General features: G+C 60.6%; 18 protein-coding genes. 8 read left to right on the top strand and 10 right to left on the bottom strand.

Going from position 1 to position 24,903, the window contains the following annotated elements:
* From OF385_RS03170 to OF385_RS03155, 4 genes are all read right to left on the bottom strand, one after another.
* Complete coding sequence (locus OF385_RS03170; protein ID WP_264276943.1) at positions 1-1,314, bottom strand: DUF6350 family protein; 1,314 nt, start codon at positions 1,312-1,314, stop codon at positions 1-3.
* Between the two features lie 81 nt (positions 1,315-1,395).
* The gene (locus OF385_RS03165) at positions 1,396-2,205 is read right to left on the bottom strand and encodes an aldolase/citrate lyase family protein (protein WP_264276942.1); all 810 of its coding nucleotides are present in this window, start codon (positions 2,203-2,205) and stop codon (positions 1,396-1,398) included.
* Positions 2,190-2,975: a 2-oxo-hept-4-ene-1,7-dioate hydratase gene (gene hpaH, locus OF385_RS03160; protein ID WP_264276941.1), complete on the bottom strand. Its 786-nt coding sequence runs from the start codon at positions 2,973-2,975 to the stop codon at positions 2,190-2,192. Before hpaH ends, OF385_RS03165 begins: the two co-directional genes overlap by 16 nt.
* Positions 2,976-3,106: 131 nt before the next feature.
* Positions 3,107-3,793, bottom strand: a complete 687-nt coding sequence (locus OF385_RS03155) for a CE1759 family FMN reductase (RefSeq protein ID WP_264276940.1) — start codon at positions 3,791-3,793, stop codon at positions 3,107-3,109.
* A 120-nt stretch (positions 3,794-3,913) separates the two neighbouring features.
* Between OF385_RS03155 and kynA the strand changes: the two genes are divergently transcribed.
* Positions 3,914-4,780, top strand: coding sequence for a tryptophan 2,3-dioxygenase (kynA, locus tag OF385_RS03150; protein WP_264276939.1), 867 nt, complete (start codon positions 3,914-3,916; stop codon positions 4,778-4,780).
* The gene (locus OF385_RS03145) at positions 4,770-5,609 is read left to right on the top strand and encodes a PaaX family transcriptional regulator C-terminal domain-containing protein (RefSeq protein ID WP_264276938.1); all 840 of its coding nucleotides are present in this window, start codon (positions 4,770-4,772) and stop codon (positions 5,607-5,609) included. The genes kynA and OF385_RS03145 overlap by 11 nt, the downstream gene beginning before the upstream one ends.
* On the opposite strand, the gene OF385_RS03140 is transcribed toward OF385_RS03145, so the two are convergent.
* Together OF385_RS03140 and OF385_RS16620 are read right to left on the bottom strand one after the other, a co-directional pair.
* Positions 5,606-6,976, bottom strand: a complete 1,371-nt coding sequence (locus OF385_RS03140) for a CoA transferase (protein WP_264276937.1) — start codon at positions 6,974-6,976, stop codon at positions 5,606-5,608. The two genes, OF385_RS03145 and OF385_RS03140, sit on opposite strands and share 4 nt — an antisense overlap.
* 112 nt (positions 6,977-7,088) lie before the next feature.
* Positions 7,089-7,844 (bottom strand): transglycosylase family protein, encoded by a 756-nt coding sequence (locus tag OF385_RS16620; RefSeq protein WP_319019219.1) that lies wholly within the window; start codon positions 7,842-7,844, stop codon positions 7,089-7,091.
* A gap of 678 nt (positions 7,845-8,522) precedes the next feature.
* Between OF385_RS16620 and OF385_RS03125 the strand changes: the two genes are divergently transcribed.
* The gene (locus OF385_RS03125) at positions 8,523-9,680 is read left to right on the top strand and encodes a YihY/virulence factor BrkB family protein (protein WP_264276936.1); all 1,158 of its coding nucleotides are present in this window, start codon (positions 8,523-8,525) and stop codon (positions 9,678-9,680) included.
* Here the strand turns inward: OF385_RS03125 and OF385_RS03120 are convergent.
* Complete coding sequence (locus tag OF385_RS03120) at positions 9,663-10,382, bottom strand: M50 family metallopeptidase (protein WP_264276935.1); 720 nt, start codon at positions 10,380-10,382, stop codon at positions 9,663-9,665. The two genes, OF385_RS03125 and OF385_RS03120, sit on opposite strands and share 18 nt — an antisense overlap.
* Positions 10,383-10,541: 159 nt before the next feature.
* Between OF385_RS03120 and OF385_RS03115 the strand changes: the two genes are divergently transcribed.
* Positions 10,542-10,862, top strand: coding sequence for a hypothetical protein (locus OF385_RS03115; RefSeq protein ID WP_264276934.1), 321 nt, complete (start codon positions 10,542-10,544; stop codon positions 10,860-10,862).
* 108 nt (positions 10,863-10,970) lie between these two features.
* Positions 10,971-14,426 (top strand): TM0106 family RecB-like putative nuclease, encoded by a 3,456-nt coding sequence (locus OF385_RS03110; RefSeq protein WP_264276933.1) that lies wholly within the window; start codon positions 10,971-10,973, stop codon positions 14,424-14,426.
* On the opposite strand, the gene OF385_RS03105 is transcribed toward OF385_RS03110, so the two are convergent.
* Positions 14,413-15,702, bottom strand: a complete 1,290-nt coding sequence (locus tag OF385_RS03105; protein WP_264276932.1) for a polysaccharide deacetylase — start codon at positions 15,700-15,702, stop codon at positions 14,413-14,415. The two genes, OF385_RS03110 and OF385_RS03105, sit on opposite strands and share 14 nt — an antisense overlap.
* 226 nt (positions 15,703-15,928) lie before the next feature.
* Here OF385_RS03105 and OF385_RS03100 point away from each other — a divergent pair, with 226 nt between their 5' ends.
* Genes OF385_RS03100 through OF385_RS03090 form a run of 3 tightly spaced genes read left to right on the top strand, consistent with a single transcriptional unit; the run spans position 15,929 to position 21,402 of the window.
* On the top strand, positions 15,929-17,389 hold the full coding sequence (locus OF385_RS03100) for a DUF3375 domain-containing protein (protein WP_264276931.1): 1,461 nt from the start codon (positions 15,929-15,931) through the stop codon (positions 17,387-17,389).
* On the top strand, positions 17,386-18,072 hold the full coding sequence (locus tag OF385_RS03095; RefSeq protein WP_264276930.1) for a DUF4194 domain-containing protein: 687 nt from the start codon (positions 17,386-17,388) through the stop codon (positions 18,070-18,072). Before OF385_RS03100 ends, OF385_RS03095 begins: the two co-directional genes overlap by 4 nt.
* Positions 18,073-18,075: 3 nt before the next feature.
* Positions 18,076-21,402, top strand: coding sequence for an ATP-binding protein (locus OF385_RS03090; protein WP_264276929.1), 3,327 nt, complete (start codon positions 18,076-18,078; stop codon positions 21,400-21,402).
* A gap of 128 nt (positions 21,403-21,530) precedes the next feature.
* On the opposite strand, the gene OF385_RS03085 is transcribed toward OF385_RS03090, so the two are convergent.
* Together OF385_RS03085 and OF385_RS03080 are read right to left on the bottom strand one after the other, a co-directional pair.
* A complete protein-coding gene (locus tag OF385_RS03085; protein WP_264276928.1) occupies positions 21,531-24,026 on the bottom strand; it encodes an ABC transporter permease in 2,496 nt (831 codons plus the stop codon).
* A gap of 3 nt (positions 24,027-24,029) precedes the next feature.
* On the bottom strand, positions 24,030-24,779 hold the full coding sequence (locus OF385_RS03080; protein WP_264276927.1) for an ABC transporter ATP-binding protein: 750 nt from the start codon (positions 24,777-24,779) through the stop codon (positions 24,030-24,032).
* Positions 24,780-24,903: the final 124 nt, after the last annotated feature.

The raw sequence follows: 24,903 nt of genomic DNA, 5'->3' as shown, positions 1-24,903 counted from the left end.
CTACCCTTCGAGTACCGGGTCGGTTTCGAACAAGGGAGCGATCAGGTAGCCGATCGCAGTGCCGACGCCCACCTGCAGTACCAGCGCACCGGCGGTGAGCCACAGGTTGGGTCCGATGTCGACCAGACGGCCAATGGCCAGGGAACCAGAGGAAAGCCACGAACCGATCAGGCTCAGCACACCGGCGACAATGCCGGTGAACAGCGAGAGGCACGCGGTAGACAGTCCCAGGGAGAGCATGTTGAACGGGATGCGGCGGGCGAACCAGTCTTCAAGATGGTTCTCGCCGCCACGCAGGAAGTACCAGCCAGCCATGATGCCCGCGGCAACAGGCAGCAGGAGGAAGAGCCACTGGTGGGACATTTCCCCTGACGGCAGCGAAGCCAGCATCGGAATCGAGGGCAAAGGCCCGACAGTGGTCTCCAGGGTCGACAGCGTGCTTCCGGTGCCCAGGGTGAATCCGCCACCGCTGATCCATGACAGGACCCAGAAGACCGCGTTGGGAATCAAGGACAGCTGCACCAGGGTCAGGGCCGCGGAGCCGATCGGACCGGGCCTCAATTCCTGGTAGACGTTGGCCACTTCGGTCCAGTGCAATCCCAGGTTGATGGTCAGCAGCAGCCCGCTGATGCCTACCGCCGCGACATAGCCGAGGAACCCTGCCACGACCACGTGCCAGACATAGGAGCCGGCCCAACGGCGGTGCGGTGAAATCCGCTGGATATAGGCGGCCATGTCAACACCGAAGAGCCTGGCCCAGGAGCCTGCTTCGCGTCGCGCGCCGATGATCAGGCCCAGGGCGGCGATGATCAACGGAATGAAGGCGGCGGCCAAGATGTTGACCCGCCCATAGCTGTTATTGGACAGCGCGCCCACCGCAGCGCCGATGCCGCCATAGGCGATGAAGGCACCGAGCAGGCCCTGCCACAGCTGGTCGGTGTACGAGGCGCGGGCGATGCGCCGCCCCGCACGCAGGCAGAAGAGGAAGGGCAGCAGCGCAAGCCCCAGCGGGATCAGTGTCAGCCACCCGGAGGCAGACCCCGGGTCGGCTTCGGGGCCCAGGTTCAGCACCTCGATGGGGACGCCGTGGATCATCAGCCAGACGAATCCGGCGAACTGCAAGATGATGTTAAAGGAGTCTTCCAGGAACCCGCCGCTGAAGTACACCGCGACCAGGGGCAGCATGATCAAGGCAAGGCAAAAAACGACTGATTGCAGGATCTCGAACACGCCCTGCAACGCCAGGGGCATCGGCCAGCCGTTGCGCAGACGCAGCATCACGGCCTTCATGGGTTTCTTTTCGCGACTCATCATTGTCAATGTTGCCACCATTGATGGCGCCCCGCGCAGTTCGACGCGCAACCTGCCCCTGAGCGCTTGCCCAGAACCATTGCTTCAGTAGCTCTTCGGCGCTGGTGCCTGGGATTCGGCGGTGAAGCTCGCAGCCAGCGCCTCGGTGGCGCGAGCGAGCAATGCCACATCTGCGCCGACCCCGACATAGTCTGCACCGGCCTCCATGTACTGGCGCGCAGTCTTCTGGTCGAAGGCGTTGACTCCAGCGTATTTGCCGGCCGCCTTGGCAGCATCAATCGACGTGATCACGGCGGCGACAACGTCCGGGTGGTTTTGCTGGCCGATGACTCCCATCGAGGCAGCCAAGTCCGAAGGGCCGATGAAAATGCCGTCGATGCCCTCGGTTTCCACAATGGCCTGGACGTTGCGCACTGCCTCATCGGCTTCGATCTGGACCATCACGGTGATGGTTTCATCGGCACGCGTCAGGTAGTCCGGGATGCGGTTCCACCTCGCCGAGCGCGCCAGGGCCGAACCCACCCCGCGCACTCCCTTGGGCGGGTAGTGGCAGGCAGCCACGGCAGCGGCGGCCTGCTGCGCATCATTGACCATCGGAATAATCAGCGACTGCACACCGAGGTCGAGGAACTGCTTGATGACTACCGGGTCATTAACTGCCGGGCGCACCACCGGCACGACCGGGTAGCTGCGTACCGCTTGGAGCTGGGCCAAGATGTCCTGCAGGCCGTTGGGGGAATGCTCACCGTCAATGAACAGCCAATCGAATCCGGCGCCCGCGCAGATTTCTGCGACCAGCGGCGAGGCGGAGCATACCCAGATTCCCGCCAGCGGATGATCGGCCTGCTCCAGCGCGTCCTTGAGCGAGGGATCCGGTTCTATTCGAAATGACATGTCACAGTTCCCAGCGGTCCGTAGTCGGCAAAAACGGTGTCGTTGGCATTGACCCACATCGGCCGGGTGAAGGAGCCGGCGAGAATCAATTCGCCGGCCTTGAGCTTGTCGCCGTGCGGAGCAATCTTATTGGCCAGCCAGTAGACACCGGCTGCAGGGTGGTTCAGCACGCCGGCAGCGACGCCGGTTTCTTCCACGGTCTGGTTCTTGAACAGGATGCCCGAAACCCAGCGCAGGTCGATGGCGTCTGGTTTCACCGGGTTGCCGCCGATCACCATCGCGCCCATGGCCGCGTTGTCGCTGATCGTGTCGACGATGGTGCGCCCTTCCATTTCAACGCGGGCGTCGAGGATCTCGAGGGCCGGGATGACGTATTCGGTGGCGTCCAGAACGTCGAAGATGTTGGCGCGCGGGCCTTCGATGTCCTTGTTCAGCTTGAAGGCCAGTTCCATTTCGACGCGGGCGCCGGTGAATTCCGAGAAGTTGAATGTGGCGCCCGAGTCGTGGACCATGTCGTCGAAAATGATTCCGTAGTCGGGTTCGGTGATTCCGGTGGCCATCTGCATGGCCCGCGAGGTCAAGCCGATCTTGCGCCCCACGAGGACTCGTCCGGCCGCCTCGGAACGCTGGCGCCAGAGGTTTTGCACGCGGTAGGAGTCCTCGACAGTCATTTCCGGATAGCGCGCGGTCAAACGCGGTACCGGGGTACGCGTTTGGCCGGCCTGGACCAGCTCATCGGCAATGGCCGTGATTGTTTCCTCGGATAGCATCGGCGCTACACCTTTCACTCCAGTTGAAACCAAGGTGAGCCCCACCAACCAGCTCAATGAGATGGCTCACGTTTCTTGATCGTACCGAGCTTCCAAGTGCATGGCACATCGTACTAACATTTTTGCCCGCGTCAGCGCCCCGCGGCCTTCACATTCGCCAGCAGCGCCTCGAAGGGCAGCGAGGTCAGTTCGTCGTTCGGATCCGCGTTTTCGCTGACCGACGGGGCGATCGATCGGGTGTCGCCCAGATCGGTGTCGGCCTGAAGCCTTCCGCGTGAAGCACCGAGGGTGAGCATCACTTCCTCAGCAACCCGGCGAGCGCGCTCCGCCAAGGTGCCAGCAAGCCCTTGTCCGCCGAAGTCCTCCGAGGCGGCGAATACCGTGGTGGGCATGATGTCAGCCCGCAGGTAGCTGAAGATCGGCCGCATTGCATAGTCGATCGCCAGCTGATGGCGCTGCGTCCCCGCCGTCGCGGCGAGCACTACCGGCTTTCCGTCCAGCGATGTGGGGTCGAGGATGTCCAGGAATGACTTGAACAGCCCGGATACCGACGCGGTGAAGACCGGGGTGACCGCCACGAGGACGTCAGCGCTGGTGACGGCGTCGATCACGTGCTGGAGGCTGGGCGCGGCAAAGCCGGTGAGCATGTTGTTGGTGATTTCACTGGCGTGCTCGCGCAATTCGATGTTGCTGACATCTGCCTGGACGCCTGTCGAGGACAGTTTCGCTGCGATATTCTGGCCAATTTGGTGCCCGAGCATGGAGGAGCTCGAAGGCGAGCCCAGTCCGCCGCTGATGACCACTATCGACTTGCTCATTGCTGCCGCCTTTCATGATTTATATGCGTATGCATGTATCAACACAACGACCGGCACAGGTATTCCCGAGACCAATTTTCATTACTGTGACGTTGGTAAGAATATTGATACACTGGGCGCATGAGCAACCAGAAGCCACAGACCGAAAACCAGCGCGACATCGAAGAAGGCGTACGCACCGACTTCAGGAACACCATGTCCTACGGCAGCTACCTGGATCTGGACCGCGTGCTCTCCGCACAGCACCCGGTCAGCGTGCCCGAGCATCACGATGAAATGCTCTTCATCATCCAGCACCAGACCAGCGAGCTGTGGCTCAAGCTCATGCTCCACGAACTGGTCGAAGCCCGCCGGCTGCTCGGCACGGACGACATCGGCAAGGCGTTGAAGTGCCTGGCCCGCGTGAAGCACATCCAGAAGACCCTGACTGAGCAGTGGTCGGTCCTCGCTACCCTGACCCCGCGAGAATACGCGCAGTTCCGCGGCTTCCTCGGCTCGTCTTCCGGCTTCCAGTCCTTCCAGTACCGCGCCATCGAATTCATCCTGGGCAACAAGCACGAAGGCATGCTCAAGGTCCACGAGGCAGATCCCAAAGCCCACGAACTGCTGACCAAGCTCCTGCATGAGCCCGGCCTCTATGACGTCTTCCTGGCGGCACTGGCTCGCCGAGGCTACGAAATCCCCGAGGAAATCCTTTCCCGCGACGTCACCAAGCCATGGACCTTCCAAGAAGCCCTGGTTCCGGTCTTCAAGGAGATCTACGAATCGGAAGACACCCAGTGGAGCCTCTACCAGGCCTGCGAGGATCTGGTAGACGTCGAGGATAATTTCCAAGCATGGCGCTTCCGCCACCTGCGCGTGGTGCAGCGCACCATCGGCTTCAAGCGCGGCACCGGCGGCTCGTCGGGCGTTGATTTCCTCAAGCGCGCACTGGATCTGACCTTCTTCCCCGAGCTGTTTGCGGTGCGCACCGAAATTGACAACTAGCACCCCGATATCGGCCTTCAGCCTCGACGACTTCGAGGCACGCACCGGCAGCGCCACGTCGATCATCCGGAGCATTACCGGGCTATACCTGCGCCACCAGCCGGCCCCGGTGCCGCGCACGAAACTGGTAGAACTGGCGAGGGCGGCCGGCATCTCCGCCGCCGCAGCCCAAACAGCCATTTCCCGGCTGATCGACAAGCAGGTGCTGGCGAACTCCGCGGATGCAACCTTGGATGTGCCGCCGATGGCCCGGGCCATGTTTGAACGCGGAAGCCGCCGCATCTTCACGCCGCGGCAGATGTCTCCCGACGACCAGTGGTGCTTGGCGACCTACTCCCTGCCGGAAAGCATGCGCCCGTTGCGCCACCAGATCCGCAAGCACTTCCAGCAGCTCGGCGGCGGCTCGGTCGCTGCGGGGTTGTGGATTTTCCCGGAGTATCTTCGCATCGAGGTCGACGAGGCCCTAGCCGCCTTGCAGGTCCGCTCCCTGGCCACGCTATTCACGGTCCAACAGCCGCACTTCGCTGCCACGCCCCAGGAAGCCGCAGCTCAATGGTGGGATCTGGAACATCTCGATTCCCTGCACCAGCAGTTCCTCAAGGCCACTGCTGATCTCAACGCCGCCCACACCGCTCCAGCAGACGCCTACCGCGGGTACGTGGGCATGATTGATGCTTGGCGGGCACTGCCCTACCTTGACCCGGGACTACCCGATGCCATGCTGCCGGCGGCCTGGTCCGGCAAACGCAGCAGGGAACGCCTCTTGGAGTTCTCGGGCATCTTTGAACGCCCGGCCAAGGAATTTGTCGCCTCGGTGCTCGCGGGCTAAATCCAGATCGGCTCATCCTGCCCATAGGCCGGTGGCGCCGCCAAGAAATCGAGAATCTCGCCATCAACCACAAAGGGTGTCAGCGTATAGTCCAGTTTCCCACTGGCGCTTGCCATATGGCCCATGCGAGGAGCATCCAGCGACTGCGTCGGCAGGGTGGGTGCCCCGAATTCGAACAATGCGGCCGCGGTGCGCGCCAATGAAAAACGTACGCTGCCAACGCCGCGATGTTCTGAACGGGCCTGGACCATGGTGATGATCGCGGCGGCCAGGCCATAGCCGGTGGCGTGGTCCAACGCTTGCACGGGCAGCGCACCGGGCTTCCCATCCTGGGTCCGGTAGACATCGGAGATGCCGCAGGCGGCCTGCACAATGCTGTCGAAACCGCGCCGTCCGACCCACGGGCCTTCATAGCCCCAGGCATCCAGCTCGGCGATGATCAAGTCCGGGTACTTCTCGGCCAGGCTCTGCTCACTGAGGCCAAAACGCGCTAGCGACCCTTGCCGATAACCGGCAATCAGAACGTCAGCCTCCCGCAGCAACTGCGCCATTCGCTCGCTGCCCTCCGGCGACGAGAGATCGAGCAAGGTGCTGCGCTTGCCGAACCCGGTATCAACATGCTGCATTTCCAGCTCGGGCAGCTGGGGAGCATCAACGCGGAGCACTTGCGCGCCCAATGCTGCCAGGGTCCGGGTCGCGGTGGGCCCGGCAATGACGCGGGTCAAATCCAGAACGCGCAACCCAGACAGCGGACGCGAAGCTGCTGGGCTGTACTGCCAGGTTCGGACCGCGCCCGAAGGTCGAAGCGAGAATTGCGCCCAATCGCCTTGTTGCGCGGCCTGGCCCTGCGTTGATTCCAGCCATTGCCTGCGAGTTTGCACCGCGGCGGCCACGCCACCTGCAGCCGCAATGAGTTCCTGCGCTTGCGCCGAAGACACCTGGCCCAAGACTTCGCTCAGTTCATCGCCTGATTCCGCGCCGAGGGACTGCAATAATCGCCGTTCGTGATGCGGATAATTGGCGTGAGTCCTGATCCAGCCATCACTGGTGCGGAAGAAACCTGAATATTCGGCGAAGCCTTTGGTCGTTTCGCCATTAATCCGCAGGTGGCCGGAAGACCCGAATGCGGCGGCGACTTGGCTGGAACTGATGTCTGGCGCGAATTGTCCGTGGCTCAGTGCGTTCAAGGCCGAAGACACCAGAGCGACCGACCCCACGGCAAGCTGCTCCACGTTGAGGGAGCCGCCCCACCATGAACCTGGTCCGGCGATCTTTGGAACCGAAGACGCGGCCAGCATCCCGGATCGTTCAAAACCCCTGCTGAGAATTCGCTGAACAGCTCTGTCCGAATCGGCACTCATATCCATAGCACCAGACTACTGCGCCAATTCGTCCCCTATATATAGGTGGGTTAAATGCGGAGAGGTCCACACGGCGTCAACTGACGCCATGTGGACCTAACAAGCTTGTCTAGCGAAATTAGTTCGCTGGAACGTTCAGGGTCTGTCCAACCATGATCAGATCTGGGTTGGTCAGCTGATCATCGTTCAGAACGAACAGGCCGCGCCAGTCGTCAACACCGAGCTGGTCAGCAATCTTGGCCAGGGTGTCGCCGGACTTGACGGTGTAGTTCTTGCCCGAGTCGGTGACATCAATGTTGAACACTGGTGCCTTTGGAGCTGGAGCCGCGTGCTTGCCCGAGGTGCTTGGAGCAGCCTGCTTGGTGGACTTGACCGAGTTGCTGGTCGAAGTCTTGGTTTCGGAAACCTTTGGAGCTGCCTGCTGGGTCTGGGTGCTCTTCTTGGCCTGGGTGGTCGACTTGGTCTGGGTGGTCGACTTCTGGGTCTGAGTGCTCGCGGTGGATTCGCTCGACGAACCGCCGCTTGGGGTTCCGCTGATGCCCAGCTTTGCGGTACATGCTGGCCATGCGCCCCAACCCTGTGCAGCCTGAACCTTGGTTGCAATGCGGATCTGCTCAGCCTTCGAAGCCTGGTTAGGCATGCCCGAACCGCCGAATGCCTTCCAAGTCGACAGCGAGAACTGCAGGCCACCGTAGTAACCGTTACCGGTGTTGATGGACCAGTTGCCGCCGGACTCGCACTGGGCCAGCTTGTCCCAAGTGCTTGCTGCGTTTGCTGGTGCGGTGGTGGCAACGATTGCGCCACCGGCTACTGCTACGGCTGCCAGGGAGGCCCCGCCGCGGCGGATCAATTTCTTAGTCTTCTGCTGGATCATGATTCTCCAGTGCTCTTCCCGCGCTCAGGTCGTCCAAGACCATCTTCGTGCACCGCTCAGCGTCGCATTTCGACGTTGTATGAAGCACTGCCCTGGCGAGCGGTCTGGAAGTCCCGGCAGTACCTGTTTCCCCAATAACACAGCGAGTGTTATCGAAACGTTATAAAGACACTAACCCAGACCCCCACCCACTCTGCAACTCAGGAAACGTTCAGAATCCGCGTAATCACAGGTCAGTTTCGACCGAAAAATTTAAATTTCGGCACAACCACGGCCCTTAAACCCCTTGTGAACCCGCAAGAATGTTACCGAACCGAACTGGATATCAAATAACTTTTTGTGATATGGCTTTCAATCCGCTCAAGAGGCCAAAAACAGGCCCAGTCCGTATGTTAAAGTCCCGGACTCCAGCCGCCCCATAACGCCGTCGCTGACGACTCGACGACTGCCGATCAAAATGCGCAGAATATGGCCTGGACTTCTGGTCCTGCACCCCTAGGCAACAGCCAAATATCGGTCTTTCTCAACTGGCCAAGACACGACCGCAATCTAAATGACCTAGTCACTGGTCGGGCGGTTAGGTAGTGTGATGTGCGAAACCAGATCGTCGCACTGATGAATTCATTTGTCAGACAGGGGAACCCCATGCCAAACCAAGGCAGATTCACCAAAGAACACATGAAAGAATCACTCGCCTGCTTCCCGCGCGCATTGCGCGAGTTCTTCAGGAACGATGGTCTGGATGTCGCAGCGTCGCTCGCTTATTTCATGGTCTTGGCAATGTTCCCCGGACTTCTGGCCCTGATTTCCCTGCTGTCTCTGGCCGGGGCCAGCGAAAGCGGAACCAAATGGATCATGGAAATCTTGGAACAAGGCCTGGCACCCAATGGACATGCATCCAATAGCGATTCCCAGCAGCTGCTCGACACCACCGAACAATTGCTGGAAGGCCTGGCGTCCCAAGCCAGCGGAACGTTCTGGGCCATCCTTGCAGGTTCGCTCGGTGCCCTGTGGAGTACTTCCGGATACGTCACAGCTTTTGGCCGCAGTTTGAACCGACTCTACGGGGTGCCAGAAGGCCGACCGCAGTGGAAACGTCGTCCGCAGATGTTCCTGATTACCGTCATGATCATGCTGGTCACGGTTATCACGCTGGTCCTTCTTGTGACCTCGGGTTCCATTGCCCGAGGTATCGGCAACGTCGTTGGTCTTGGCGACAGTTTCGTGCTCATCCTGAACATCGCCAAACCGCCAATCATGCTGGTGATGATCCTGCTCGTCTTGGCGTTGCTTTACTACTTCACGCCCAACGTCAAGCGTCCACGATTCCGTTGGTTCTCAGCTGGGACACTGACGGCCCTGGTGATTTTGGGGCTGTCACTGGCTGGGTTCGGCATTTACCTTTCCCAGTTCGCCAGCTACTCCGCCACGTATGGAACCATCGGTGGTGTCATCATCCTGGTGCTGGCATGCTGGATCAGCAATATTGCCCTGCTGCTTGGCGCACTGGTCGATATCGAATTCATCCGGCTGCGCCAGCTGCGCACGGGCCTGCCCGCCGTTGACGAGGTACTGCTCCCCCTGCGCGATGATGCCCTGGTGGCCAAGCAGGAACTGGCTACTTACAAGGATCTCGTCCAGGCTCAAGAAGTTCGCATCAATCATGGTGGCGACCCGCTTAAGGACATGGAAATCGATCCGCAGCGACCCGCCAAGCGCAAGACGAAACTGTTGCCGATGGGACTAGCTGCGGGTGCCGCTTGGATGATGTCCCGCGCACTAACAAGCAGGTCCCTGCGCAAGAAAATGAAGACTAGCTCAGATGAAGGCCAGTAGGCTCGTGGCCGACCACCACAAGGCGACAGCGCCAAGAACAAGTATCAACATGAGCCACAAACCTGCAAAAGTATTGGTTGCACGCGCAATCAAGTACGCATCAGATTGCCCGATATCGCGGCGCCGCCAAGTGTGAACGGCAAAGAGCTTCACATAATCACGCAGTCCCGCAATCAGCAGGAATCCCGCGATGAGCAATGAAAGATAAAGATAGGCCTCCACTGGCGCGAAAAAGACGACGCAGAGCGCCACGATCGCGCTGACCGCACACACCACAAGGGCTGGCCAATTGCGGACAAAAATCAATGCCAGCAAGAAGAAGAGCGCGTAAATGCCCAGCGCTTGGCCTGCGTAGCCGATGGAAATCGCCCAGAGCATCACCGCAGAAACCCACAACGGTGCCGGGTAGCCGAAAATGCCCGACACGATCACGGAAAATTTTCCACGTCCCCGGCTTACCACTTCGCCCGAATGGTCCCAGCCCAGCCGCAGACCCGTGACAAATCTTCCGGTGAATAATGCAGAGACAATATGCCCTAGTTCGTGGACCAACGTCGAATACAGTCCGGTGATCCGCCAAGCTGGAGCAGGGATCACCAAGACCAGCACCACAGCGGCAATAATCACCCACTGCCATGAGCTCAGATCGACAGCAACCGGTTGAGCCAAACGATGCCAAGCTTCAACAATGTCCAAGTTCACTCAAGCTCCTCAATCGCGCATTGATGCTTCCCATTCTTGCAAGCACCACCTGTTTGACCCCTGTGCGACCCAGCAGTTCAACCACGTTCTGGGAAACATCACAGGTGCAAGGCATAACCTTCATAGCAAGACGTTGTGCAAAATATTTGGAGGAACTTCATGTCTCGCTTGGCTTCTACTGCGTTGGCCGTTACCGGATTGGCCGGAGGCTACGCTACCGGACGTGCGACCAAGAAACGCCCGCTGGCCGCCGTAGTGCTTGGCGCAGCAGGTGCTGGCGCATTCTTCATCTGGAAAAAGGATGCTGGAACCGGCAAGGCGATCGCATTGATCACTGCCTACGTTGGCGGCTTCGGCGCCTCCCACCCATTGGCAAAGAAGCTCGGTGCGTGGCCTGCAGTCAACAGTGTCACCGCAGGGGTGGGTCTCTTGTCCCTGCTGCTTGGCGGATCCAAGAAGTCGAAGGATGAGCTTTCCTAAGACTTGCCAAACGTGAATACCGTCGGTGACGGTGCAGAACAATGATTCTGTCGGGGTCCGGTGCTACGTTGACTAGGTAGATACCAGTCAGCGAAAGGCGCCGGCCCCGTGTTCTTTTTAGAGGATCAGTTCATCTTCTCAGCCAGCGACCTCGCCGTGTCCGTCGACTGCAATTTCCAGTCGCTATTTCTCCTCGACGTCAAGCTCGGCCGCCGTCCTGCTGCGGACAACGCTCGCGACGAAATGCTCGAGCGTACCGCCATTCTCGGCGACGTTCACGAGCACAACGTCTTGGATCAGCTGATCGAGACCTACGGCGAATATGACCCTGCCACCGGCCAGGGCGTCAAGCAGTTCCACGACCGTCCCGCCATGACGCCCGAGGGACTACGCCATGCTCACGAGCAAACCATGCAGGTGTTGCGCAGTGGTGCGGATGTCATATTCCAGGCCACGTTCTTTGACGGCTCATTCCTTGGATTCGCTGATTTCCTCGTGCGCCAGCCCGATGGCTCCTGGGCCGTCTGGGATACGAAGTTGGCCCGCCACGCGCGGGTCAGCGCCCTGCTCCAGGTCGCCGCATATGCGGATCAGATGATGGCTGAAGGCATCAAGGTATCCAGCAAGACCACGCTCGTCCTCGGCGATGGCACTCATTCGGTCCATCGCGTCGACGAGGTGCTTCCCGTCTTCCGTGCCCAGCGTGCTCGCTTCCTGTCGATGATCCAGAATCATCGCTTATCCTCGCAGCCGGTTGCTTGGGACTCGGACCAGCTGCGCATCTGCGGCCGTTGCGATTACTGCGCCGAGCAAGTCCGGGCAACCAGCGATGTCCTGCTCGTCGCCGGCATGTCCATGGTGCAGCGTGAGAAGCTGCGCAAACGCAAGGTGTTCACCATCGAGCAATTGGCTGCGCTGGAAGCGCCGGCTGGAACATCCCTGGCTCGTATGGTCGACCAGGCGCAAATGCAGCTGGGGCTAGGGCGCGTTGACGGTGAAGTCCAAGGTGTGAGCTTCCGGGTCAAATCCAGCCAAACCATTTCGCAGCTTCCGGCACCAGACCCCGGCGATATTTTCTTCGATTTCGAGGGTGACCCGCTCTACCAAGAACGCACCGACGGCTCCTGGGGCTTGGAATACCTTTTCGGCGTCATCGAAAACGACACCGGGGAACCGGTGTTCAGGCCCTTCTGGGCACACAACCGGGCCGAAGAGCGCCAGGCCTTCCTGGATTTCATCAGCTATGTCCAGCAACGGCGCCAGCAGTTCCCGCACATGAAGATCTACCACTACGCGTCCTATGAAAAGAGCGCCCTGCGCAAGCTGTCGCAGGTGCACATCGCCGGTGAAGAAGAAGTTGATACTTGGCTGCGGGAAAACTTGCTGGTGGATCTCTATGAAACGGTGCGAAATTCATTAGTGGTTTCCACCCGTTCCTACTCGATCAAGAAACTTGAACCGCTGTACATGGGGCAGCATCTGAGGGGCGGTGACGTGACCGACGCCGGCGCCTCGGTAGTGGCCTACGCCCACTACATGCAAGCGCGCGATGCCAACGATGCTGACACAGCCGGCGATGTACTGGCCTCGATTGCCGACTACAACGAATACGATTGCCTCTCCACGCTGCGTTTGCGCGACTGGCTGCTGACGCTGGAAGACCACCAGCCGCAGAGCCTTCCTGCCATGCCGTTGCAGGAAGAAGCCAAAGAAGAATACGAGCCGACCCCAGAAGAACTGCGGCTGCAGGACTACCTGGCGAACCTTCCGTCCGGACAGCCCCTGAGTGATGACGATCGCGCCATCGCCATGGTGGCGGCAGCCACCGGCTACAACCGCCGGGAGAAAAAACAATTCTGGTGGGAGCACTTCGACCGGCTCTCGGCACCCATTGATGATTGGGGCGACGTTCGAGGCGTGTTCTCGGTCGACAACGCCGAAATCCTCGAAGATTGGCACAAGCCCACCGAACGAGCACGGACCTTCACACGGCTGACCAAGCTCAATGGCACCTTGGCCGAAGGCTCGCTGCTCTCCCCGGGCTCATCGGTTTTCGCCATGTTCGCCTCCCCGTTGCCCGACGGCATGGAAGTCGACGAATCCCTGCGCGGCGGAGCATTTAATGCCACGGTCATGGAAGTCGGGGAGGGATGGATCGTTATTGCTGAAAAGTCCAGCGCCAAGATCCCTCCCTACGGATCGGCGCCCATGGCGCTCACCCCGGACAAGCCCTTGATGACCAAGAGCATTGACGACGCCTTATCGGAAATCGCGCAAAAAGTAGGGTCAACGGTTCCTGTGCTGCCACAGCAGCCGGGAATCGATATCTTGCGCCGGATCTCCCCGCGGCTCAAGACGCTTTCCGCCCCGGCGCAGCCGATTGTTCTCGATGGCCAGCCTCAGGTCTATCAAGCAGTTGTCGAGACGCTGAAGGACCTGGACCACTCATATCTTGCCGTCCAAGGTCCTCCCGGCACCGGAAAAACCTTCGTTGCCTCCCACGTGATCCGTGAACTCGTCCAGGACGGTTGGAAGATCGGTGTCGTCGCCCAATCCCACGCCGTCGTCGAAAATGTTCTCCGCAAAGCAGTCGACGCAGGGGTAGATCCCGAACTCGTCGCCAAAGAGGTCAAGCACAAGGACCCGGTGCCATGGTCCGGAACCTCTAAGGACTCCATTGCCGAGGTTCTGGCTTCGGCCGAAGGAGCGCTCATCGGCGGCACGGCGTGGACCCTCACCGGTTCCAAAGTCCCGGCAGGAAGCCTCGATTTGCTGGTCATCGACGAGGCAGGGCAGTTCTCTCTGGCCAATACCCTGGCCGTCTCCCGGGCTGCCCGCAATCTTCTGCTGCTTGGCGACCCGCAACAGCTTCCCCAGGTCACCCAGGGATCCCATCCGCAGCCAGTCGACGAGTCCGCATTGGGGTGGCTCTCTGCCGGGGAACCTGTACTGCCATCGGAACTGGGCTACTTCCTTGCGGCATCCTGGCGCATGCACCCCGAGCTGTGTGCCAAGGTCTCGGCCTTGAGCTACGACCACCAGCTGTTTTCAGCCCCGGCTGCAGGCCAGAGGTCGCTGGAAGGCACTCCCGCAGGGGTGAGCACTACGCTGGTCGAGCATCGGGGCAATACCGTCAGCTCGATTGAAGAGGCCAAGGCGATTGCTCAGCTGGTTCGCGAGCATCTGGGACTGATGTGGAGCCCGGCGCCCGGCAAGCCGCAACGAGCCTTGGAACCGGCTGACATCTTGGTTGTTGCCGCCTATAACGCCCAAGTCAATCTGGTGCGCGATGTCTTGGCCGCGGAAGGCTTGGAAGCCGCCAAGGTCGGCACGGTCGATAAGTTCCAAGGCCAGGAAGCGCCCGTTGTGCTCATGACGATGGCCTGCTCCAGCGCGGATGACGCTTCACGCGGCATTGAATTCCTCTTGAATCGGAACCGGATCAACGTAGCGATTTCCAGAGGCCAGTGGAAGGCGATTATCGTGCGCAGTGAGAGGCTCACTGACTATCTGCCTTCTTCCCCTTTGGCGTTGTCGCAGCTGGGCGCCTTCATGGCTTTGTAGACGAGGACGCCGACTCGGCCATTTTTCTGGCCGGGTCGATGACCTTTTCCACGTCGAAGAACGGGCCCAGTACTGGGCGGTCGCCTTTTTCCTCCTTGGCGAACTGCAACCCGTCAACGTTGATGCGCATCTGTCGCTGATAATCCGGGCGCTGCTGCATCCAGGATTCGGTGGTGCCATCCACGCCGTAGAAGTACTTGAAGCCCTGCTTCTTCAGGAACTCGTACCGCGGCCCCGCATAGGCCCCGGTATGCGCAATGTCAGAGCCAAAGGGATAAATGAATTGGTCCGTTGAGCCCACGATTGGTTCAACTTCTTCTTTCCAGAGCTTGGAATCGCGTTGCAGGCGCCCCATGCTCACGGTGCCAGTTTGGATGTGGCCCCATGAATGCGACGCGAAGACCCACCCGGTTTCCTTCATGGCCTTGGCGATTGCGGCGGCTTTTTGCTGATCCTGTTTCAGGTTCTTGTTATCTGGATACTGGCTTTGCGAGGTGCGGTAGCCGAACTCGCCGTTATAACCGGTCATGGCAACCAGGCCGCGAGCATCGCGATAACTGAAATCAGGGTGCTCCTTGATGAAATCATCAACCATCGTGGTCACGTCATAGGCGCCGACGTGCTTCTTGCCGTCGGCATCAACATATTCATTGCGGACTTCTCCGTGCTCGTCGAGCACCAGTTTGCTGGCGAACCCGTCGCCTTCCATATATTCGTAGTAGCTGAGATCATCCACCGACAAGACCAGCGGCTTCTTGCCTTTGGGGAGCATGATCTTTCGGTATTCCATCTGCTTCGCCTTATTCAGCCCGGCGAAATCCTGCGGATTGACCAGTACGAAGTCGTTGGCGTAGAGCGATGACAGAATGGCCGAGAACTCCTTCTGCGTCACCATGTAGTCCCCGTACCCGGCGGAGCTGTTGTCCTTGTCAAAGGCGCGGTCGGTATCCACAATGAGCGAGTGGAAAAACAGGTGCGGAATCTGATCGGGCCGCTCCCACGCTTTGGTCTGCTCTTTTTCGTCTTCCAGTCCGGCGGCCATGGAGGATAGTTCCTCGCTCTTGTCGTTCTTGGCGAGCTTGATTGCGGCGTCGTAGTCATAGCCATCGGCGAGCCGGTTGATCTCGGCTTTCACGCTTTCGACCCGGTCTTGTTCTTGTTGGGACTGTTCGGGAGCGGCGGACTGGGAATCCGGGGTTTCGGTGGCCGTTTGGCCGCTGCAGGCCGCCATTGCCATGACCAGGCTGACGGATATCGCCAGTCGCAAAGACTTCATTGATCGCCACCTCCGCGCATTTTGGCTTTTGCCATGCTTGGACAGAAAACAAGCTGTCATCCATCTAATTCGACCCTACACAGGATGAGGTTTTGGCAACACCCCAAGACGCTGTTTCATCGGCAATCCCCCCAGATTCAGGCCCAGACGCGATGGATTCACATTTACTGTTGGGCCCGATGATTTAGAATTGATTGGTTAGGCGTCCTAAAGATCAAGGAAGTACATGCAGCCCTCGCACCGCGCGAATAGTTTGTGGCTTCAGGCTCAGCAGTTCAAAGGCTCGGCAGCATATCGTCTTTTGACGGCCCAACCCTGGGCGGTTGCTTTCATTCGGGCAGAGTTCACCGCAGATCGATCCCGCGTAGCGCTGGAACTCTTCCATGCGTCGCTGGATTCGTTTTTGAAGCAGGCTCGAAAAAGCGACGAGCAGATCCCGCAGTCGTATTCCGCCCAGGATTTTGCCGAGGCCTGGGTCAAGCAAGGGATTCTTGCCCGTCCGCTAATCGATGGGCGCTTCGTCTACGAACCCAGTGCCCAGACCCTGCGCGCGCTTCGTTTCCTCGCAGATTTTTCCACCGATGATTCGCACCTGAACTCCTCGCGCCTGAATACCCTGCTTTCCTCGCTGGAATCCTTGGTCCACGAGACGGACCCCGATCCCGAGGCCCGAATCCGCGCCCTGGAATCCCAGATCGCCCAACGACAGGCGCAAATCGAGCAGCTGCGCAGCGGGGATGATCCTGCAGTGTTGTCGCGGACCACCGCCCTGTCGGCCACGCGTTCGCTGCTGGACCTTGCTTCAAGCCTCCCCGCGGACTTCCGCCGCATGCGCGATGGCGTCCAGGACATGTTGCACTCGCTGCGTGAAGGCATCCTCGATGCTTCCACAGCCAAGGGCGTCGCGGTGGGCCAGGTGCTCGAAGCCGATCGCCAGCTGCGATCAACGGCCGAAGGCGAAACCTTCAGCGGATTCACCGAATTCCTCAACTCCCCCGATGCCCAGCAGCGATTCCGCTCGGCGTTGGCTGAAGTCCTCGAGCGCGATTTTGTTGACGACCTACAGACCACAGAGCGCCAGATCCTCACGAACCTGCTGCGGGAATTGCGCCGGCAGGCCGCCGAAGTGCACGCGTCCTACGGCAAGCTGTCCGAGTCCTTGCATGCCTTTGTGCAATCCGAGGATTACAAGCAAGCTGAGCTTCTGCGCCAGGCGGTCCGCGAGGCGGAACTGGCAATCAGCAAGTCAACTGCGCTGAAACCCCGCAACGGCCTGACGCCGATGGACCTGTACAGCCCGCAGCTGATGACCCTCTCGGGATTGGGCATTTACGATCCTTCCGAGCATGTCGCGCCTCCACCGTTGGCCCAGGCGCCGGAATTCAGCGAGGCCGACATCGTCCGCAATCCGGCGACGCCCCAGGCCGACATGTCGTTGCTGCGCGCATCGATTACCCGGCACTTGGATGGCCAGCCAGGCTCGGCGGTGCGCATGGATGAAGTATTCGCCGCCTTGGATGACGAGCATCGGCATTTGAATACCATTCGCGCCCTGGTGGAGATCGGCCGCACCAATGGCGAGTCGCTCAACGAGGCTGACCTGGTCAACATTGAATTCCAGCAACTTGATGGTTCGATCAGAACCGCTATCCTGCCCGCTTTAAGCTTCACGAAGGAGCCGCTATGACCACGAGCGATGCCTACGCCGCACCGATCGCCGAACCGTTGTTCGAAGGTGATACCGGAAAGTACTCCCTGCAGCTGCGCCAGCTGCTGGTTCGCCTCTTGCGTGGCCCTTACCTCGACGGCTCGATCGATGCCGCGGCCTGGCAGTTGCTGCTGGATCAGCAGCAGACGATCACCGATTACTTCTCGGAGATCTTCTTGTCATTGAGCTTGGATATGGATCGCAAGATCGCGATGCTGGCCCCGGTGCACATCGAGCAGGTCCATACCGCGCCGATTGCCCCGCGACGCCCGTTGAAGCGCGATGAAACGCTGCTGGCACTGCGCTTGCGCCTGCTGCTGGAGCAGCAGTCCGGCAGCGGAGCCGATGCGGTGGCTTCCCGATCCACGATGCACGAGATCCTGGCCGAGCACCGCCAGGCCAGCGACCGCGATGACAAGCGCTTTGCCGAATCCTGCGATGCCGCCATTGCCCGCCTGCAGTCCTTGCGGCTGTTGACCGGCACCGAGTTGGAGAACGAGTTCCGCATCTCCCCTGCATTGGCGATGGCTTTGCCTCTGGGCAATATCCAGGACATCCCGCGGTATATCGCAGCCATTGATGCCAATGAACCGGCCTTGAACCTAGCAGCTGACGAGAACGACGAACTGGCTGAACAGACCCCAGAGTTGGTGCAGGAGTAACCGATGAGCATTGAAATGACTCTTCCGCTGGGCGGCGCCGTCAACCCCGGCCAGCATCGCCTCAGCCGGGTGCAGATCGTAAATTGGGGCACCTTCCACGGGCTTCACGATCTGGCCGTCGACCGTGCCGGCACCCTGGTCACCGGCCATCCCGGCGTGGGCAAGTCGACGCTGTTTGACGCCATGGGCCATGTGTTCTTCGCGACGCCGAGGCTGAATGAATCGGCCAATGACGCCGCCACCCGCGAGGACCGGCGCACCACCTTCTCCTATATGCGAGGCCGCCAGTTCAAGACCGCCGAGGGCACGGTCTACCAGCGTCCCGGGGCAACCTGGAGCGCCATCATCCTGAGCTACGACGACGGCATGGGCAATACCGTCACCTCCGGTGCGGTGTTCGACCTGCCCGACGCCGGCTTGGAAGGCCAAGTCTCCAAGCACTACCTGTTGTGCGAAGGCACGATCGATATCGCGGAGCTGGAACATCATGGCCCGCGCCGCTTCACCGTCTCTTCGCTTTCCAAGGCACTGGTTCCCACCGAGGCCTTCGACACCCACAAGGCATTTATCGAGCGCTTGCGCCGTCGCCTCGGGGTTGAAAGCGACAAGGCCTTTGCCCTGCTGCGCACCTTGCAAAACGGCAAGGGCCTGGCCAAGGGCGTCAACCAGTTCTTCCGCCACGAAGTGCTCGAGGAACCGGCAACGCTGAGGGCCGCAGCTGCGGCAGTGGAGGACTTCGCCCACCTTCGCGGCATCTATCGCCAGCTGGATACCGCTCGCGCCCAGCGTGATGCACTGGCCGATGTTCCGCAGCAGGACCAGGACTACCGGCAGCTGGAACGGCAGATCACCGAGACCCGCCAGCTGCTCGATAGCGATGTCCAGGAGCTGGAGTCCCAGGTCCGCCAGCTGGTCCTGCGCAATGACCTTGCCTCCCATCACAGCGAACTGTCGACCCTGCAGGCAGAAGAACAAGAGCTTCGGTCCCGCAAGGAGCAGCTCGATGACCAGTTGCAGTCCTTGGAAGCCGCCCACGATTCGGCTGGCTCTGCCTCGCTGATGCTTCTGGAACGCGAAGCCGATGTCGCGCGCAAGGCGCTGAGCGAGAAGGAGAACCACATTCGCGCCTTGCAGCAGCAGGCATCGGAGGCGGGGTTGAACTTCGAGTTCTCCGCCACCGGATTGGACGAGTTGCGTGCGAATGCTGCGCGCACCTTGCAGCAGCTGGCCTCGATCACCCATGATGCGCAGACCGTGGAATATGAGGCCATGGCCTCGCTGGTGAACTTGCGCAAGCGGGCCGAGACGCTGGCTGAACAGATTCGCTCCTACCAGCGTCGCGCCAGCAACATCGATGACCGCTCCATCGCGGCTCGCCGCGCCATTGCCTCGGCCTGCTCGCTGAGCGAGGAACAGCTGCCGTTCGCCGGCGAGCTGATGGATGTCGCGGCCGACGCCTCGACCTGGCGCCTGGCGGCCGAGAAAGCCCTGCATTCCCTGGCCCGCACCCTGCTGGTTCCGGGCGACCTGCTGGGCCAGGTGACCCACGCTATTGACCAGCTCAATGGCCTGGGACGAGTGCGGTGGACCGATATTTCACAGCAGCCCAAGCACGCCGAAGCCGGGCCTGCCGATCTGGTGACCAAGCTCGACTTCGCTCCCGGCGAGGCCGGTGCCTGGCTCAAGGCCAAGATCACCGCGGACTACCCGCTGGCCTGCGTCGAGAACGACGCTGCCATGCACGTGCATCCCAAGGCCATCACCCCGGCGGGCACGATGAAGACCGCACATGGCACCTTTGAGCGCGATACCCGCGGGCTTCCTGCTTCCGAGTACCTGCTCGGCTTCACCAACGAATCAAAAATCTCCGAGCTGCAGTCCAAGGCCGCCGGCTTGGAAGAGAAGATCACCGAAGCCCAGGCATCAGCCGATGAGCGCAGTGCCGCCAAGAACAAGGTGGTCGCCAAGTCCCAGCTGCTCAAGGCGATCATCGCTGACGAGCGCAGCTTCAGCCAGCTGGATTCTTCGCCAGCGTTGGAGGCCCTGCGCCGCGGCGAGCAGAAACTCGGCGATGCCCTCTCGCTCTCCGGCGATTCCTCACGGGTTCGCCAGCAGATCGAATCCGCCAAGGCCGACGCCGAAAAGCTGGTTGGCGATTTGGCGCTGGTGCGCTCGCGCATCCAGGATCTGCAGCTTCAGATCCAGCGCGCCGAGCAGGTCCTCGCCACCGCGCAGGAGCCGAGACAGGACTGGGAGCAGGCGATTCCGCTGTCCCTGCGCCAGCATCAGCACCTAGGCCCGGTCCTGGATCAGGTTGTTGCCGGCAACTGCCCGGCCAGCGAGCAGATCAGCGAGGCTTTCGCCGAAGTCAAGCTGCAATTGGGCAGCCAGATGAACTCGCTGAGCAGCAAGCGCCAGGAAATCGGCAGCCAGCTCAGTGAAACCTTCCGCCGTTTTGCCCGGGATTTCGGCACCTCGCATGCCCAGACCCACGGCACTTCTGCCGAGGCTGCCGAGCACTATACGCAACTGCACGACCAGATTGTCGCCGATGGCTTGCCGCATCATGAAGCGCAGTTCCGCGAATACTTCGCCAACCGCTCCTATGAGCGCTTCAGCGACCTGTTGCAGCTGCTGGATGAAGAACGCCGCATGATCTCCGAACGGATCAAGCCGCTGAACCAGATCCTGGCCGAGGTGACCTTCGAACACGGATCCATCCTGCGTCTGGAAGTCGAGAACGCGATTCCGGCCGAGGCCGGAAACTTCCGCAAGGAATTGAAGGATGCCCTGCAGGAGGCCTACACGACCAAGGATGAAACCACTTTGGCGACCTCGTACCAGGCGCTGGAATCCCTGGTGACAGCATTGAGCGATCCGGCGTTGAACGCCTGGCGCTCCACCGTGCTGGATGTTCGCCAGCACGTGGTCATCAGCTGCAATGAGCACAAGACCAATGGCGAAATCGAAACCGGTTTGGAGCCGGGAACCCTCTCCGGCGGCGAGGGGCAGCGCTTCACCTCCTTCATCATGGGTGCTGCGCTGGCCTACCAGCTGGGCTTCGCTTCGGCCGGATTCACGTCCTTCGGTACCGTGATGATCGATGAAGCCTTCATCCAGGCCAACTCCGAATATGCAGCTGCCGGCATACGCGCCTTGCAGGAATTCGGCTTCCACCTGGTGCTGGCCGCGCCCGAGGACAAGATCGATCTGAGCCGCCATCTGGGTTCCATTACGGACATCATCAAGCACCCGGGATCGAATATCTCGGGCTTCGTGACCACCGGTCGCTCACCTGCCATGGCCACCACCATCACGCTGCGCAGCTAGCGCGCCATGCACGGCAAAAGGTCCGGTTCCCTCGGCAGGGAACCGGACCTTGAGCTTCGTGGCGCAGTGGCTGCTCCAAGAGTTCGATCTTGGACCTGCTTGCCCGTCCTCCAGTGTCCAGGGAGCGGCTACTCGGTGGCCAAGCCTTCCACGGGTGAAAGCTTTGCAGCCCGCCGGCCTGGCGTGATGGAAGCCAGGAGCGCAGCAATCACGCTGATGGCCAGGACAGCTGCCAGCTGCCACCACGGGATGGAGTAGGTCAGGGTTCCCATGGATGCCAGGGCAGACTGGGCACCGAGCAGGCCATAGGCGACACCCAGGATCATGCCCAGCAATGCCGCAACACCGCCGATCAATACCGCTTCGGTAGCCAGCATGCTGCGCAGCTGCTTCTTCTTCAAACCCAGCGCCCGAAGCAGCGAGTTCTCACGGGTGCGTTCAAGCACCGAGAGGCTGAGCGTATTGGCGACGCCGATCAACGCGATGAGCACGGCAACGGCCAGCAGCGCCGAGACGATGGTCAGCAGCACGTCGATGATCTGGGTGAACATCGACTTCATGACCACGCCTCCGTCGATCATCGAAGATTCAACACCGGTGATATCCGAAATCTCGGTCACCAAGTCATTGATCTGCGCACCAGCGACAGTCGAATCGACCTTGACGATGATGCCCGGGTAGGAATTCGGATCCTTGATTCCCAGGGATTTGAACGTCTCGTTCGTGATCAGATTTCCCGAGAGCAACGCCCCGGACTGCTTGACCTTCAGCGAGGTGCCGGCCACCTCGATGGTCTTCTGCTCAGTCTCCCACTGCGACAAGATCAGTTCGCCGTCCTGCGGAACGACCTTCTGGTCCAGAACGGTCGTGGCGTACTGATCCGGATCAACGGCGAGCAGCTGCATAGTGACCAGTTCGCCCTTGGACAGTTCCACGTCGGCCGAGGCGCTGGTGAAGGTCGAGGTTGCGCTCACGCCATCAACGTCGTCGATCTGCTTGGCCAGCTTGTCAGCCTTGGCTTGATTCGTCGTGCCATCGTAGAAGGACACCATCATGTCCACTGGATATTCGGCTGCTACCGAATTGTTCAGGCTGGCTTTGGCGGTTTGCCCGCCGACCATGATCATCGATACCAAGGTCACGCCGATCAGCAGCGCGGTCGCCGTGGCAGTGGTTCGCCCTGGGTTGCGGACCGCGTTCAGCGCCGCCAGGCGACGGGACGTGGACTTGCCGGCCATAGCCTTGCCGATGCCTGCCACGCTGCTCGGTACGAAGAGCGAGGCAAGCATCAAGATGCCCGGGAAGGAGACCAGGCCGCCGAGGAAGGCGACGATCAGGTTGCCCTTGATCGCTCCGAAGACCAGCAAGGCAACGCCAATCAATGCGAGGATCGCGCCGAGGATGATGCGGACAAGACCTGCGCGGTTCTTCACGCTGGCTGCGTCAAAGGGGCGAAGGGCTGCCAGTGGCGCCAGTTTCATGGCTCGACGGGCAGGCAGGCTCGCGGCGACAACGGTCATCAGGATGCCAACAACAATCGGAATGGCCAGGCCAACCGGAGTCATCGCCAAGGTTGCATAGGACATGGCAGGAACCAGCGCATGCAGGAGCTGGATCAGGCCGGCCATCAGCACGATGGCCAGCAGGACGCCGATGACCGATGCGACGATGCCGATGACCAGGGCTTCAATCAGCACCGAGCTGCGGATCTGCTTGCGCTTGGCGCCCAAGGTACGCAGCAGCGCCAATTCACGGGTGCGCTGGGCGATCACCACGGAGAAGGTATTGACGACAACCAGGCCGGTGACGACCAGCGCGATCAAGGCGAAGATCACGAGGATGACGCTCAGCTGGTCGGTGCCGCCGGTCATTTGCGCTACTTCGTCGATGACCTTTTGGTCCGCGGTGACTACCGAGACGTCCTTCTTCTTCTGGTCGGCGAAGTAGTCTTGCAGCTGTTGCCGCACAGCATCGATGGAGCCCTCGGCGTTGATGACCACATCGCGGAAGACCGCGCCGTCGCCAGCGAAGTGGTTCCAGGCCTTTTCGCTCATCCCGGCCAGCGCGTAGGCAGAAGTCTGCGGGTTGGCTGATGATCGCTGGATGCCAACAACCTTGATGTTCTGGGTTTTGCCCTGGTCATCGCTCAGTGCGACAACATCGCCAATGGAAACGCCCATCTCCTCAGCGTGTGATTCATCGATGGTCATCTCGTTATTGGCCAGTGGAGCCCGGCCTGCGAGCAGTTCCATGCCGCCAAGACCCTGGTTAGGGTCGACCGGCTGGATCTGCACGGTGTAGCCGTTGTCCGCGGTATGCAGCTGGCCGTAGGCAAAGCCCAGGCCATAGGCGGTGGACACGCCGGAAAGCTCGCGAACGCCGCTGATCTCCTTGGCGGTCAGCTCCGTCGTCTCCTCCGGGTCGGCGCTCGGGCTTGGATCCCAGTAGGCGACCAAGTCGGCGTTCTTGTAGGAATCCCCCAAGGAATTCCGCAAGGTCGCCTGTGTTGACGAGTTCACGGCCAGTGTTGCGGCGAGAAACGCGGTGCCGATGGCAACTGCGAGCACGACAGCGATATAGCGTCGCGCATAGGTCTTGATATTGGAAAGTGCTACGTGCAGCATCGCTTACTCCGCCAATGAGGCGAGTGCCTCGGACACGGTAGCCACGCTTGGCTCCTCGATGGTTCCCACGATGGCGCCGTCCTTCATGAGCAGGACGGTGTCAGCGTACGACGCGGCGACAGGATCGTGGGTCACCATGATGATGGTCTGCCCCATCTCACGGGTCGAGGTGCGCATCAGCGACAAGACCTCGGCTCCGGTACGGGAATCCAGGTTGCCCGTTGGCTCGTCGCCGAAGACCACCTCGGGACGGGTGAGCAAGGCCCGGGCAACCGCGACGCGCTGCTGCTGGCCGCCGGAGAGCTCATGCGGCTTGTGGGTCAGGCGATCGCGCAGGCCCAAGGCGTTGATCACGGTCTCGAACCAGGCTTTATCGTGCTTCTTGCCGGCAAGGGACAGCGGCAGCAGGATGTTCTCTTGCGCGTTGATGGTGGGCACCAGGTTGAAGGACTGGAATACGAAGCCGATCTGTTCGCGGCGCATTTCGGTGAGCTGGTCGTCGCTGAGCGAAAGCAGGTTCTTGCCGCCGATGACGATTTCTCCGCCGTCTGCCGAGTCCAGGCCGGCCAGGCAGTGCATCAGGGTAGACTTGCCGGATCCGGAAGGCCCCATGATGGCGGTGAAACGCGAACGTGCGAAGGAAACGTCCACGCTGCGCAGCGCTTCGACTCGGGTGGTGTCATGCCCGTAGGTTTTGGTCAGTCCGCGAGCGGCGACTGCATAGTCTGTTTTTGGCAGGGTTTCAGAAGTCATATCAAAAGAATATAAACTTCCTAGCCAGAGGGGCATCCACCAACAGGCTTGTCTTGTTTACCGGGCGCTCATACTCAGGTATGACCCAGTTCGGACAAAACTAAACCACAGGCGATCCAGTGCC

Source organism: Glutamicibacter sp. JL.03c, from assembly GCF_025854375.1.
Lineage (GTDB): Bacteria > Actinomycetota > Actinomycetes > Actinomycetales > Micrococcaceae > Glutamicibacter.
The sequence above is the reverse complement of the archived record's forward strand: the minus strand, read 5'-3'. Positions and strand labels throughout refer to the sequence as shown.

Coding starts and splice junctions, on each gene's coding strand:
- hpaH (WP_264276941.1), bottom strand. CDS start 2,975: ATGCTATCCGAGGAAACAATCACGGCCATTGCCGATGAGCTGGTCCAG.
- OF385_RS03080 (WP_264276927.1), bottom strand. CDS start 24,779: ATGACTTCTGAAACCCTGCCAAAAACAGACTATGCAGTCGCCGCTCGC.
- kynA (WP_264276939.1), top strand. CDS start 3,914: ATGAGCAACCAGAAGCCACAGACCGAAAACCAGCGCGACATCGAAGAA.
- OF385_RS03095 (WP_264276930.1), top strand. CDS start 17,386: ATGACCACGAGCGATGCCTACGCCGCACCGATCGCCGAACCGTTGTTC.
- OF385_RS16620 (WP_319019219.1), bottom strand. CDS start 7,844: ATGATCCAGCAGAAGACTAAGAAATTGATCCGCCGCGGCGGGGCCTCC.
- OF385_RS03115 (WP_264276934.1), top strand. CDS start 10,542: ATGTCTCGCTTGGCTTCTACTGCGTTGGCCGTTACCGGATTGGCCGGA.
- OF385_RS03100 (WP_264276931.1), top strand. CDS start 15,929: ATGCAGCCCTCGCACCGCGCGAATAGTTTGTGGCTTCAGGCTCAGCAG.
- OF385_RS03085 (WP_264276928.1), bottom strand. CDS start 24,026: ATGCTGCACGTAGCACTTTCCAATATCAAGACCTATGCGCGACGCTAT.
- OF385_RS03125 (WP_264276936.1), top strand. CDS start 8,523: ATGAAAGAATCACTCGCCTGCTTCCCGCGCGCATTGCGCGAGTTCTTC.
- OF385_RS03165 (WP_264276942.1), bottom strand. CDS start 2,205: ATGTCATTTCGAATAGAACCGGATCCCTCGCTCAAGGACGCGCTGGAG.
- OF385_RS03140 (WP_264276937.1), bottom strand. CDS start 6,976: ATGGATATGAGTGCCGATTCGGACAGAGCTGTTCAGCGAATTCTCAGC.
- OF385_RS03105 (WP_264276932.1), bottom strand. CDS start 15,702: ATGAAGTCTTTGCGACTGGCGATATCCGTCAGCCTGGTCATGGCAATG.
- OF385_RS03170 (WP_264276943.1), bottom strand. CDS start 1,314: ATGATGAGTCGCGAAAAGAAACCCATGAAGGCCGTGATGCTGCGTCTG.
- OF385_RS03155 (WP_264276940.1), bottom strand. CDS start 3,793: ATGAGCAAGTCGATAGTGGTCATCAGCGGCGGACTGGGCTCGCCTTCG.
- OF385_RS03090 (WP_264276929.1), top strand. CDS start 18,076: ATGAGCATTGAAATGACTCTTCCGCTGGGCGGCGCCGTCAACCCCGGC.